The 12,545-nt window shown below is 35.8% G+C and carries 13 protein-coding genes; 5 read left to right on the forward strand and 8 right to left on the reverse strand.

Going from position 1 to position 12,545, the window contains the following annotated elements:
- Positions 1-133 precede the first annotated feature (133 nt).
- The 3 genes from EG344_RS04465 to EG344_RS04475 are packed head-to-tail and all read left to right on the forward strand — an operon-like array spanning position 134 to position 2,673.
- Positions 134-406, forward strand: a complete 273-nt coding sequence (locus EG344_RS04465; protein WP_123908504.1) for a DUF2089 family protein — start codon at positions 134-136, stop codon at positions 404-406.
- 26 nt (positions 407-432) lie between these two features.
- The gene (locus EG344_RS04470) at positions 433-1,014 is read left to right on the forward strand and encodes a YIP1 family protein (protein ID WP_123908505.1); all 582 of its coding nucleotides are present in this window, start codon (positions 433-435) and stop codon (positions 1,012-1,014) included.
- 6 nt (positions 1,015-1,020) lie between these two features.
- The gene (locus EG344_RS04475; protein WP_123908506.1) at positions 1,021-2,673 is read left to right on the forward strand and encodes a serine hydrolase domain-containing protein; all 1,653 of its coding nucleotides are present in this window, start codon (positions 1,021-1,023) and stop codon (positions 2,671-2,673) included.
- A 249-nt stretch (positions 2,674-2,922) separates the two neighbouring features.
- Here EG344_RS04475 and EG344_RS04480 read toward each other — a convergent pair whose 3' ends face one another.
- Entirely contained in the window at positions 2,923-4,341 is a 1,419-nt protein-coding gene (locus tag EG344_RS04480; protein ID WP_123908507.1) for an L-serine ammonia-lyase, read from the reverse strand.
- 185 nt (positions 4,342-4,526) lie between these two features.
- Here EG344_RS04480 and EG344_RS04485 point away from each other — a divergent pair, with 185 nt between their 5' ends.
- Both EG344_RS04485 and EG344_RS04490 read left to right on the forward strand, forming a co-directional pair.
- Positions 4,527-5,105, forward strand: a complete 579-nt coding sequence (locus EG344_RS04485) for a Crp/Fnr family transcriptional regulator (protein WP_123908508.1) — start codon at positions 4,527-4,529, stop codon at positions 5,103-5,105.
- A gap of 60 nt (positions 5,106-5,165) precedes the next feature.
- On the forward strand, positions 5,166-5,789 hold the full coding sequence (locus EG344_RS04490) for an FMN-dependent NADH-azoreductase (protein ID WP_123908509.1): 624 nt from the start codon (positions 5,166-5,168) through the stop codon (positions 5,787-5,789).
- Between the two features lie 48 nt (positions 5,790-5,837).
- Here the strand turns inward: EG344_RS04490 and EG344_RS04495 are convergent, their stop codons facing one another.
- From EG344_RS04495 to EG344_RS04525, 7 genes are all read right to left on the reverse strand, one after another.
- Complete coding sequence (locus tag EG344_RS04495) at positions 5,838-7,181, reverse strand: ammonium transporter (RefSeq protein WP_123908510.1); 1,344 nt, start codon at positions 7,179-7,181, stop codon at positions 5,838-5,840.
- Positions 7,182-7,288: 107 nt separating this feature from the next.
- A complete protein-coding gene (locus tag EG344_RS04500) occupies positions 7,289-7,930 on the reverse strand; it encodes an alpha/beta hydrolase (RefSeq protein ID WP_123908511.1) in 642 nt (213 codons plus the stop codon).
- Between the two features lie 185 nt (positions 7,931-8,115).
- Complete coding sequence (locus tag EG344_RS04505; protein ID WP_123908512.1) at positions 8,116-8,742, reverse strand: YceI family protein; 627 nt, start codon at positions 8,740-8,742, stop codon at positions 8,116-8,118.
- A 78-nt stretch (positions 8,743-8,820) separates the two neighbouring features.
- Positions 8,821-9,387, reverse strand: a complete 567-nt coding sequence (locus EG344_RS04510) for a YceI family protein (protein ID WP_123908513.1) — start codon at positions 9,385-9,387, stop codon at positions 8,821-8,823.
- Positions 9,388-9,528: 141 nt separating this feature from the next.
- Positions 9,529-10,578, reverse strand: a complete 1,050-nt coding sequence (locus tag EG344_RS04515) for a glucokinase (protein ID WP_123908514.1) — start codon at positions 10,576-10,578, stop codon at positions 9,529-9,531.
- 116 nt (positions 10,579-10,694) lie between these two features.
- Positions 10,695-11,258, reverse strand: coding sequence for a hypothetical protein (locus EG344_RS04520; protein WP_123908515.1), 564 nt, complete (start codon positions 11,256-11,258; stop codon positions 10,695-10,697).
- Between the two features lie 212 nt (positions 11,259-11,470).
- Positions 11,471-12,448, reverse strand: a complete 978-nt coding sequence (locus EG344_RS04525; RefSeq protein ID WP_123908516.1) for an alpha/beta hydrolase fold domain-containing protein — start codon at positions 12,446-12,448, stop codon at positions 11,471-11,473.
- Between the last annotated feature and the right edge of the window lie 97 nt (positions 12,449-12,545).

Raw genomic sequence — 12,545 nt, forward strand, 5'->3', positions numbered from 1 at the left:
TAATAGCCAATACTTTTATTTACCTTAATAAGAAATTAATATACTCTTCATTTTTACAAGCATTTTTTAATTTTATTAAAAATAATTTTAACTTTATTAAAAATATTATTACTTTAGTAAAAAAATAAATTCAATGAAGTTACCGATAGTCTGCCCAAGCTGTGATAGCACACTTAATGTAAGCCAGATGAAATGCCCAAGTTGTAAAACGGAAGTAAGTGGAGATTATGAACTTCCTGTTCTGCTTAAACTCAATCGTGATGAGCAGGATTTTGTACTCAATTTCTTCCTGTCTAGTGGAAGCATTAAAGAAATGGCTAAACAAGCAGGTCTATCCTATCCTACGATGAGAAATAAAATGGATGATCTGATCACAAAGGTGGAACAATTGAAAAATAAACTATAAATAACAACCTGTAAACTCAATTCATAATGAACTGGAAAACCATTTTTAATCCGTTTGAAAGATTCGATGAAAAACTTTTACTTCTTGTCGGAATCCTTGCAATCGCTCTGTCTATAGTTGCAGGATATTGGACAGGTACTACATTCACCAGTATATACAGAATCAGCTCTGTAGAAAATGCATCATTTCAGACCATTGTAATCTCTACTTTATTAAGCTTTATAGCGGCCATTGCGGTTCTTTTTATTTTAGGCAAAATTCTAAATAGCAAGACAAGGATTATTGACATTGTCAATACGGTTTTAATTTCTCAGCTTGTTCTGATCCTTTTTCAATGCATCGGAAAAATATCATCCATTAGGCTGGCCGGAAAAAATATCATCAAGTATCAGTCTGATCCTTCGGGAGCATTTCCCTTTCTTGATTTTATGATTATGATTTGCATGACGGTTTTTTCCATTACCACACTTATCTATAGCATTACCCTTTTCTATAACGGATTCAAAACAGCAACCAATATTAAAAAATGGCAGCATATTGTACTCTTTTGTATTGTTTCATTGATCAGCACTTTAGTCTGCCAAATTCTCATTAATAAAATCATTTAAAATACCATGAAAATCAAATTATTATTAGTGCTGGTGAGTCTGGCACAGCTTTCTTACGCCCAAATTGAAGGAGTCTGGAATGGTGAGTTGGATACTCAGAATATGAAACTTCCTGTTATCTTTACAATAACAAAGAAATCAAAAGCTTATACTACCATTCTTGTAAGCCCAAAACAAAGTTCAAGAGAAATCCCTGTAGAGAAAACAGATTTCAATAATAATGAACTTAGTTTTGAAATAGGCAGCATCAATGCAGGCTACAAAGGAGTTTATAAAACAGATCATTTTGAAGGAAATTTAATTCAGAATGGCAGAACCATTTCTTTAAACCTTTACAGGGATAAAAAGCCGGAAACTTCTGATGTCGCTTATCTTGGCGAGAAATCAATCAACACACAAAAGATTGATGATTTTTTAAACTATATGGTTCAGAATAATCAGGAAATCGGAAGTGTAGCCATTTTCAGAAACGGAATCTCCATCTATAAAAGAGACTTCGGTCAGAATCTTTTACCCGCAAACACTACTTATGATCAAAACACAGGGTATCAGATAGGCTCTATCAGTAAACTTATTACTGCTGTGATGCTTTTTCAGCTTATAGAAAAGGGAAAATTAAACCTTTCCGATCCTCTTTCCAAATTCTATCCTGAAATTCCCAATGCTAAAAACATTACTATCCAGACCATGCTGAACCATACCAGCGGATTGGGAGATTATGCAGGTGAATCTATTAAAGACAACTGGCTTTTTGGAAAAGCAGTAGGTGATAAGGCCATTATCGAAGTCATCAAAAAAGAAGGGGTAAAATCTAAACCCGGGGAGAAACTGAGATATTCCAACTCTGCCTATTTTCTATTAAGCAGGATACTGGAAAAAATCCATAACAAGCCTTATAATGAAGTTTTAAAGGAAAATATTCTGGAAAGAACTTCAATGCCCAACACGTTTTCTGTTCTTGACAATCCAAAGAATATTTTTAAATCGTATGAATTTAAAAAAGATACCTGGACAGAAGTAAAAGATTTTGATTTTCATAATTGTATCGGCTTAGGAGACATTACTTCTACTCCTGAAGACCTGAATACCTTTATCAATGCGCTATTCAATGGTAAATTGATCAAGAAAGAAACTGTTGATATGATGATTTCCAATCCAAAAGAAAAAGTATTTGGTTCGGGAATCATGAAAGTTCCGTTCTACAATATAATTTCCTACGGACATGGCGGTGATACGGCAGGAAGTCATTCAATAGTAACCTTCGAACCGACAGATCAACTATCTTACGCTGTAACCATTAATGGGCAAAACTTTCCTCATAATAATTTCTATATTGCCCTTATGAACCTTATATACGGCAAAGATTATCAATATCCGGTATTTAATACTGCTAAAATACCTGTTGCTGATCTTGAAAAATATATAGGCGATTACACTTCAAAAGATATTGCTCTAGGCTTAAAGATTTTGATTAAAGATCAAACATTATACGCCCAGGGCACCAACCAGCCGGAATTTCCACTCACTGCAACAGAAAAAGACCAGTTCACCTTTGAAAAAGCAGGCCTAAAAATCTCTTTCATACCGGAAAAGAAACAACTCAACTTGACCCAAGGCGGAAAAACGTTTTTGTTCAGTAAAAAGACTTCTGACCAATAGTTTATGCCCAATACCATAATTGGAGACGTAACCATTAACAATAACCCACAAAAAATCCTTAGATTATTCTCTAAGGATTTTTTTATTTTAAATAATGGAGTTGATATACAATTTTATAGCTATTGTCATTCCGACGAAGGAGGAATCTCTTTTCATTTAGATTCTTCATCTTACTTCGTTACATTCATCAGAATGACAGAACAAAATTGGTTGATAATAGGTTATATATACCCTTAAATACATGCTACACTAGCATTCCGGAACATTCACCGCAATCGCTAAGCCTCCTTCAGAAGTTTCTTTGAAGCGGTCACTCATAGAAAGAGCCGTTTCCCACATCGTCTGAATTACCTCATCTAAAGTTACTTTTGCTTTGGCAGGATCACTTTCCAGTGCGATATTGGCGGCTGTAATAGCTTTCATTGCCCCCATTGTATTTCTTTCAATACATGGAATCTGTACAAGTCCTCTGATAGGGTCACATGTTAGTCCAAGGTGATGCTCCATCGCAATTTCTGCGGCCATCAATACTTGTCCTACACTTCCTCCTAAAATTTCTGTAAGACCTGCTGCAGCCATTGCAGATGAAACTCCGATTTCTGCCTGACATCCACCCATTGCAGCAGAGATGGTTGCATTTTTCTTGAATAATGTCCCAATTTCTCCTGCTACCAATAAGAAACGAATGATATCATCTTCACTGATAGAATCTGTAAACGCCTGAGAATACATCAAAACTGCCGGAATTACGCCACTTGCTCCATTGGTAGGTGCTGTGATAATTCTTCCAAAGCTTGCATTTTCCTCATTCACTGCCAGTGCAAAACAGGCAATCCATTTATTGATATTGGTGAAATTTTCTTCAGCATCCACAACCTGTTGGAACCATTCATCCTTATTCTTATAAATTTTATCTCCCAACAACTTTCTGTTGATTCCCGCTGCTCTTCTGGTGACATTTAATCCTCCGGGAAGAATACCTTCTTTATTGACTCCTTTATAAATACATTCTTTGATCTGCTGCCAGATATACAATGCTTCTGCTTTCGTCTCTTCCTGGGTTCTCCAGCTTTCTTCATTAATAAAAATTAAGTCTGAAATCTTTTTAAGGCCCAGTTTTTCACAATATTTTGCAATATCTGAAGCCTTATGGCAAGGGTACAATGTTCTTACACATTGCTTCTGAATTGAGTTTTTTTCCTGGCTGGCAATAAAACCTCCTCCTACAGAATAAAAATCCTGAACAAGCTCGGTTCCATCTTCAAAAACAGCTCTGAAAATCATCCCATTCGGGTGAAAATCAAGAGATTTTTTCATATTGAGAATCAAATGATGTCCATAAATAAATGGAATCACCTTTTCCCCTCCAAGATTAAGGGTTTGAGTACTCTTGATATAATCTATTTTTTCATCAATTTTGGTGGTATCAATCACTTTATAATCTTCACCATTGAGACCAAGCATTCCTGCGATATCTGTTCCGTGCCCTATTCCCGTTTTGGCAAGTGAACCGAAGAATTCAAGAAAGACTTCTTTCACTTCTTCTATTGATCTTTCTCTTTTTATAATCCTGATGAATGCAGATGCTGCATTCCATGGCCCCATCGTATGCGAACTGGATGGACCTATCCCTACTTTAATAATCTCAAAAACCGATATTGATTCCATAAATGATTCTTCATTTTCCTCAAAGCAAAGATACATGATAAATCTTATAATAAGCATAGTAAAATCTCACAATTAGCAGCCCTTCATCATGAATATAATAAATAGGTAACCCGTATTTTTGTAAATTAGCCAATATCATTTACCTTATTCAGAGCCAGCACCAAGTTCTCTTTAAATTATTTTGAATGGAAACATTAATTAAAAGCATTACAGAGCATGTTAAGCTTAGTCCGGAAGAGATTTCCCTTTGTAAAAGTTTTTGGACAGAAAGAACGTTGGAAAAAGGGGAATCTCTTTTAAGAAATGGAGAGATCTGTCGGCATGACAGCTATATTATTTCAGGGGTTTTAAAGGCTTTTTGTATCAATTCTGAAAATGGAAATGAAGAGATCCTCTTTTTAGCAATTGACCATTGGTGGGCTACCGATATCTCCAGTTTCTCCAAACAAAAAACATCCATTTACAACATACAGGCAGTTGAAAAAACAACACTCCTACAGATCAGTCATCTCTCTTTTCAAAAAATGCTGGAACAAATTCCCTCTTTGGAAAAATATTTCAGGATTATTTTAGAAGGTTATTTGGGAACTCTTGAGAAAAGAATTGTTTTTAATCACATGTATAAAGCCGAACAGAAATATTATGATTTCCTGGATACCTATCCGGATGTGGCCTCCAGAGTTCCTCAATATTTAATAGCATCCTACTTAGGAGTATCTGCGGAATTTATAAGCAGGATCAGGAAAAAAAATAAATCCTCTTGAACTAGATCAATTTTTTCCCAATGAATAATCATGAATTTTGTGGTTATAAAATCATAACAAATGAAAGTACTGATTATCAATGCAAGTGTAAGAAACGGAAGATCTTACAGCAGAAAATTAACCCAACTTTTTGTTGAAAACTGGAAAACGAAATATCCATCCGATACATTCACTCATAGAGAAACCGGAATTGACAGTATTCCTAATATAGATGAACGCTGGATTGCCGGTGCCTTTAAAAAGCCCTCAGACAGAACAGAAGAAAACCATAAAGCCTTACAGTTAAGCGATGAGCTGGTAAAAGAACTCAAAGAACATGACATATATGTAATAGGAACTCCAATGTACAACTGGTCTATTCCAGCAGGATTAAAAGCCTATATCGATCAGATAATGAGAATTAATGAAACCTGGAAATTCAGATCCGGAGTTCCTGATGGTGATTATGCGGGGCTGCTGGAAAACAAAAAAGCTTTTCTATTATCAACGCGTGGTGACACTGGATATGGTGAAAATGAAAAAAACGGACACATCAATTTTCAGACTACCTATCTGAAACATATTTTAGGGATTATGGGAGTTACAGACGTTACTACCTTTTCATTGGATAATGAAGAATTTGGTGGTGAAATTTTTGAAAATTCAAAAAATGAAATCTTTAAGGCCATTCACTCTATTGAATAAGACACTACTTTTCAACTAGGGTCTCCTGAAGGCTCTAGTTTTTATCTATTAATTAAAACGCTCCCGGTGTTGGGAAAGATCTAACCCCATATTTTCAGAATCCTCCGAAACCCTTAATGTAATCATCGCATTGGTCACTTTATACAACAATAAAGACCCGAAAAAAGTAAATACAGACACCAGAAATAATGCAGCCAGATGATGAAGAAATACATCAACTCCTCCATGAAGAAGACTGGCGTTCTCACCATGAGCAAAAATAGCAGTCAGAATCATTCCCATAATACCACCTACTCCATGACAGGCAAAAACATCCAGGGTATCATCTACCTTATTTAAAGCTTTCCAGTTGACCATCAGGTTAGAAACAATGGCAGAAATAAACCCTATAAAAAGACTCTCCTGAATGCTGACAAATCCGCATCCGGGTGTTATCGCTACAAGCCCAACCACTGCACCGATACAGGCTCCCAAAGAAGATACACTTCTCCCGTTAATCCTGTCAAAAAAGATCCAGGTCATCATGGCAGAAGCCGAAGCAATGGTGGTTGTTCCAAAAGCTGTTGCTGCAGACGCAGAAGCACTTAAAGCAGATCCTGCATTGAACCCAAACCATCCAAACCACAACATTCCTGTTCCCAGAAGCACATAAGGAATATTGGAAGGTTCATGATGCGGATTTTTCCGTTTTCCCAATACCAAAGCTCCTGCGAGTGCTGCAAAACCTGCACTCATGTGTACAACAGTTCCACCGGCAAAATCTTTCACTCCGAAATATTTATTTAAAAGGCCATCAGGATGCCAAACCATATGGCATAGCGGAGTATAAATACAAATACTGAACAGAACAATGAATAAAAGGTAAGAAATGAAGCGAACCCTCTCCGCAAAAGACCCTGTAATAATGGCAGGGGTAATCACAGCAAATTTCATCTGGAATAAAGCAAACAGAATAAAAGGAATAGTAGGTGCCATCATGCGATGTGGCAGACTTCCCACTCCATTAAAAAAGGGATAGCTTAAAGGATTTCCAATGATTCCATAATGTTTCCCGGCAATGGTAATCCCCAAAGATTCACCAAAGGATAATGAAAAACCAACCACCACCCATACGATAGAGATCACTCCTAAAGCAATAAAGCTTTGCAGCATCGTAGAAATTACATTCTTTTTACCTACCATTCCTCCATAAAAGAAGGATAATCCCGGTGTCATTAATAATACAAGTCCTGCTGCTGCCAGAATCCAGGCTACATCTGCTCCTACAATTTTATCTTCAGTTAAAAATGCGCCCTTACCGGAAATATCTGTAGCCGGATGCCAGAACAAACCTCCAATGGCAACCAATGCTATCATAGAGAATGAAACGATCCATTTAAAACCTATTTTCATAAAATTTATATTTAACCCTATCAAAATTACACATAAATCTTATAAAAATATATTTAATTAAAAATATACCCCATAAAAAACTATTCAAAAAATAATATTATTACTTTTTAACTAAATATTTCATTCAGAATTTTAGAAACTTCTTTTGCTTTTGTCGCCGGAAACAGATGAGTTCCTCCTTTGATTATGTAATCAGGCTTTGAATTTCGAATGGGAAAAACAATATCCTTGTCTCCCAGAATCTGAATCACTTTTGGATTTTCTTCAAATTTCCATTCAGCAACCTTTTCTACAGACCATTTCAGATAATAAGGATCTCTTACCCTGAAATATTGAAGAACTCTTGGATTCTTTGGATCAAACAACTTTCTGAGAACAGCATATACATTGGCTGCCCTTGTGTTAAATAGCCCTACGGGTAATAGTCTAGGGATTTTAGTTATTTCTCCTGTCTTTATAAATTTTGATTTTTCCTTATCAGATTTTATGCTTCCCAAAATGATGACTTTCTCAGCGGGCTTCAAACGATTGATCTCCTGCACCATAATACCTCCAAAAGAATATCCCAACAGATAAAATGGCTCTGAAGAATCTACTTTTTCTGCCATTCTTTCCACATAAGCATGAAAAGGTTCATTTTTTTCCGGAATGAGCCAGTCAATAAAAATGAGTTCACAATCTTTAGGAAACTGTAATCTTTCAAGTACCTTGAAGTCTGCTCCAAGACCGCTTACAACATAAATTTTCATCCTACTAATTTATAAAAAAAGCTACTATTAGGATTAAAAAAATTGATTGACAAAACCATTATCATTTTAAACACTCCTTTAGAGACTAATTTTATACATTAGAGATTTGACTCCACTAATCCTCAAACTATTACACAAAAAAAGCAGTTCCAGGGAACCGCTCTTTTTATCAACATTATTTAATTTTATTTCTTCTTTGCAGGAACTCTATTTTCGTTATCCAGCTTTTCAGTAGATACTTTGAACTGAATATCCATTTCGTTCTTGATGAAGTAATCTTTCAGAGAAGACTGGTAGAATACCTTGAAATCTCTTCTGTTCAGAGAGAACTTCGCAGATTCAATAGATGTTGTAAACTGAGTGACATACACGTTCGCAGGGAAAGAAATTGTTTTTCTTACTCCTTTAAGGGTAAGGTCACCGTATACGGTAGAGTTATACTCACTGTTTGCTAATGGAATAATTTTAGTCAGGTGGAACTTCGCAACCGGAAATTTCTTTACTTCAAAGAAGTTGGTACTTTTCAGATCATTGGTAAGTTTGATCTGATCTTCATCAGAAACGTCACCCGCCATCATACTTCTCATATCTATGATGAACTCACCATCTACCAGTACAGTATGATCGAAGTTGAATTTTCCACTTTTTAATTTTACCGTTCCTGAATGGGAGGAAGCCTCAGTTTTTACAACCTTATATCCCCACCACCTGATCTCTGATGAAGTCACTTTCGAAACCTTATCAAATTTTCTCTGGGCAGAAACAAATGATATACTTGCGCACACCACAGCAAACAATAGTAATCTTTTCATTCTTTTTTATTTACAATTCAACAAAAATAAAAAAAAGTGTAGAACTTCTACACTTTTAATAATCTTTTTTTGATTAATTTATTGAGCAGTTACCTTAACAAGCATATCGATGTCATCTTTCAAAAATACATCCTGCATAGAAGACTTGTAAGAAACGTCAAACTTCTGTCTGTCGAAAGAGAATTTGTTTGAAACTAAGCTTACAACTCCTTTACTGTAAGCAATTTTTGCAGGGAAAGTAATTGCGTTTGTTTTTCCTTTTACCGTAAGATTTCCGGTTACTAAAGAGTTGTAAATTTTATCGTTGTTTTTCTTTACTCCTGTAATGGTAAAACTAGCAGTAGGGAATTTTTCAACTTCAAAGAAATCACCATTTTTAAGGTGTCCGTTCAATTTTTGTTGAGAATCACCTGAAACATCCGTAGCATTAATAGAAGTCATATCCAATACGAAGTTTCCTCCTACAAGCTGGTTCCCTTTCATTACCATATCACCTGATTTTACTTTCACAGTTCCATCGTGAGAACTTGCTTCAGATTTTGCAACTTTATATCCCCACCAGTGAACATCAGATGCTACTACTTTTTTGGACTGTCCGAAAGCTAAACCACCAGCTAATACTGCTAATAAAAATATTTTTTTCATTGTTTAGAATTATTTTAATTAAGTTTAACAAAGGTAGCCAACTTATTTGATAGATTTCATTGATGTATATCAAGAATATCAATTATTTTTATGAATAATATCATCCCATAAAAAAACTCCGAATTTCTTCGGAGCTTTTTATTATTCTTGATAGTAGGCTGTATAGAGTGCCATACCTTTCAATGCTGTATGATTTTGTTTGACCAGGTAAATCGGAATATTTCTAAGCATTCCTTCCATTTTGTCACTGATCTTGAATTTTTCGTAGAACTTGGCTTTATCAATATATTCTCTTACCATCTGAGGAATATCCCCTGCAATCAGAAGCCCTCCGGTAGCTTTTACCTTTAACGTTAAGTTATTAGCTTCTCTTGCCAGGAACTCAAGGAAAGTATCCAGCGCAATTTTACATATTAATACGTTATCTTCTACTGCCGCTTTGTAAAGCTCTTCAACGAAATTACCGTTAGCAAGGCGCTCTCCCAGCCATTCAGGCTCCGGATGTCTTTTTACATCTCTCAGAAATCTGTAAATATTGAATAATCCAGATTTTGATAATACATTTTCCCAGCTTACAATCCCATAGATATTATTAAGGAACTGATAAAACTCAACTTCCACATTCGTTCTTGGTGAGAATTCAGAATGCCCACCTTCTGTTGCGAAAGGTCTTAAATTTTTCCCGTCAAAGAAATACCCAGCTTCTCCCAGTCCATTTCCTGGAGCAAGAATCGCTACGTTCCCTTTTTCAAGATGACCGCTGGTATAAATGGCTTCAAGATCATCATCTTCAAGAAGAGCCATCCCATAAGCAGAAGCTTCCAGGTCATTCAGCATCTCTACTTTTTCAAAACCGAAATCTCTTTTGTATTCTTCAACATCTAAGTTCCAGCCTAATCTTGCCGGGCTACTTTTTCCGTCAATTACAGGTCCTGGCACAGCCATTCCCAGACGTTTTACATTCTCCAACTGATTATCTTCAATAAATTTCTTTAAGATGTCATTAAAAGAAGCATATTGCTTGGTAGAATATGTATTTTGTACTTTAATCTCAAGACCTCCGTTACCGGAAACAAAATAGCCTAAGATTGTCATATCTTCACGAAGACTTGCTCCAATGATAGAAACATTATCATTATTACTGTTCTCTACTCCTGGTAAATAAAGTGGAAATTTTGGATTCAGAATCATAACCTCAAATTTTACCAAATATAATAATTGTTTTCGTAAATCCTGCACAGAACAAAAAAACCTTTCCACTTTCGTGAAAAGGTTTTGGTTAATAATTGTTTATATATTAAATCTAACTACTTTCCTAATGGAATATTATAACCGAATCCTACTCCGATATTCCCCACATTATAGTCCTGACCAGCTAGATCTCCTTTAGTTCCTACAAAAACCTTTTGGTATTGTACGAAGAAATTCCAGTCTCTGTTGTGGTATCCGATTTCCGGTTTAAGGTAGAAACCTCCGCTTGCTCTTTCAACATTCGTGTTAGAAGCAACCGTTTTGTCTCCAACTAAGAATCCGTATCCTAAATCAGTTCCGAAATAGAAACCTGTTTGTTTAGGGTAAATTCTGATTAAAGCTGCTACAGGAACTACGCCTACATCATTATTTTTATACCCATTGTTTTCTTTTCCAAAATAGTGAGTATATCCAGATGCGATACCTAATCCAAATCCAGGTGTAATCAGGTTTTGATAAGATACATCTACCCCTACTGCAGCAGAAAGGTTATCTGCGGGAACTGCTAAACCAACATTCGCACCCACTTTAATCATATTATTCATTTGTGAACTCTGTGCGCTTGCTATACCTGCTGTTAAAATTCCAGCCAGCAATATTGCTTGTTTAAACATTTTCATAACTCTAATTTTTAAATTTTACTAAACAAGAGGATGTAAAAATCATGCCAAGCAAGGCTTTTCTTTTGATTTTAACACTCAAAAAAACCATAAAATAATGAATATCAATACTTTATTTTTAACAAAATTTAAATGTTTGTTTAACAAAAATTATCAAAAAAGAATACAAAAAACGACAATAACTCCTCAATTAGATTATCCAATCCATTCATTTAAACACTTTCACTCTCCTTTATTGCTCTGGTAAAAGCTTTACAAATAATATCCAGGATATCAGTTGTGATTTCTGTGTCCCATCCGACTCCGTCAAAAGCATGGGTAATGCCCGGCATCAGATGAACTTCTGTAACGACCTCAGCTCTTAGAAGTTTTTGTATATAATCCATCTGTTCATCAATCATCGGATCATTCTGACTAAGGACAAAACAAGACCTGCATAGACCAGACAGATCTTCCATCCGGTTAGGAATGACATATTTTGGTGGGTTATTGAGCTTATCTCCTAGTATATGCTTCATCACATGCGTTATATTCCCGCGGTTGATAATATAGGTATCTTCTCCATGAATGCGGCTCTGAAATTTATCCTGCTCCCTATCATCGGTATTGGGATAAAGAGGAATCTGGATAAACGGAGTTACCTCTTTTCTATCTCTGGCCATCTGGGCAACAGACAGGGTAAGCATTCCTCCTCCACTACCTCCTGTGATTCCTATATATTTAGAATTGATGTTGAGTTCATCCGCATGATCATTCACCCATTTTAAAGCTGCATAACAATCTTCCTGTCCTGCCGGTGCCGGATATTCTGGTGCCAAATGATAGTCTACGCTTATTCCTACAGCACCACACCCCTTACTGAGATGCAATGCCCTCGCATGTTCCGTATTAAGACCACCAATTACCGTTCCCCCTCCATGATAAAGTAAAAAAGCAGGACGTTCAGAAGCAGGCTGATCCGGTTTATAAATTCTAACTTTCATATCACCTATCGGCCCTGGAATGAACCTATCATAAAAGCTTACCCCTTCCATCTGCATGGGTTCTCCTGCAGAAGCCTCTTCCATTTGTCGAAGCATTTTAAGATCTTCAAGGGTTTCAAAACTTATTTTGATCCCTGCGGCAGCAATCATTTGCTGCATTCCCTGAATTCTTTGGGAAAATTCAGGGGTTAAATAATATTTTTTCATAATTATTTTATTTGTAGTTTTTTTAGTACTAGTTTTTTTGCCTTTGAAAGTATCCGTAATTCGGCTTATTATTTAGTCTTTCTGTGTATTAAAATTA

This window comes from Chryseobacterium sp. G0162, from assembly GCF_003815715.1.
Lineage (GTDB): Bacteria > Bacteroidota > Bacteroidia > Flavobacteriales > Weeksellaceae > Chryseobacterium.

What these genes read in the sequence shown, in the direction of transcription:
- EG344_RS04465 (WP_123908504.1), top strand. Translation starts at nt 134, where the DNA reads ATGAAGTTACCGATAGTCTGCCCAAGCTGTGATAGCACACTTAATGTA.
- EG344_RS04470 (WP_123908505.1), top strand. Translation starts at nt 433, where the DNA reads ATGAACTGGAAAACCATTTTTAATCCGTTTGAAAGATTCGATGAAAAA.
- EG344_RS04475 (WP_123908506.1), top strand. Translation starts at nt 1,021, where the DNA reads ATGAAAATCAAATTATTATTAGTGCTGGTGAGTCTGGCACAGCTTTCT.
- EG344_RS04480 (WP_123908507.1), bottom strand. Translation starts at nt 4,341, where the DNA reads ATGGAATCAATATCGGTTTTTGAGATTATTAAAGTAGGGATAGGTCCA.
- EG344_RS04485 (WP_123908508.1), top strand. Translation starts at nt 4,527, where the DNA reads ATGGAAACATTAATTAAAAGCATTACAGAGCATGTTAAGCTTAGTCCG.
- EG344_RS04490 (WP_123908509.1), top strand. Translation starts at nt 5,166, where the DNA reads ATGAAAGTACTGATTATCAATGCAAGTGTAAGAAACGGAAGATCTTAC.
- EG344_RS04495 (WP_123908510.1), bottom strand. Translation starts at nt 7,181, where the DNA reads ATGAAAATAGGTTTTAAATGGATCGTTTCATTCTCTATGATAGCATTG.
- EG344_RS04500 (WP_123908511.1), bottom strand. Translation starts at nt 7,930, where the DNA reads ATGAAAATTTATGTTGTAAGCGGTCTTGGAGCAGACTTCAAGGTACTT.
- EG344_RS04505 (WP_123908512.1), bottom strand. Translation starts at nt 8,742, where the DNA reads ATGAAAAGATTACTATTGTTTGCTGTGGTGTGCGCAAGTATATCATTT.
- EG344_RS04510 (WP_123908513.1), bottom strand. Translation starts at nt 9,387, where the DNA reads ATGAAAAAAATATTTTTATTAGCAGTATTAGCTGGTGGTTTAGCTTTC.
- EG344_RS04515 (WP_123908514.1), bottom strand. Translation starts at nt 10,578, where the DNA reads ATGATTCTGAATCCAAAATTTCCACTTTATTTACCAGGAGTAGAGAAC.
- EG344_RS04520 (WP_123908515.1), bottom strand. Translation starts at nt 11,258, where the DNA reads ATGAAAATGTTTAAACAAGCAATATTGCTGGCTGGAATTTTAACAGCA.
- EG344_RS04525 (WP_123908516.1), bottom strand. Translation starts at nt 12,448, where the DNA reads ATGAAAAAATATTATTTAACCCCTGAATTTTCCCAAAGAATTCAGGGA.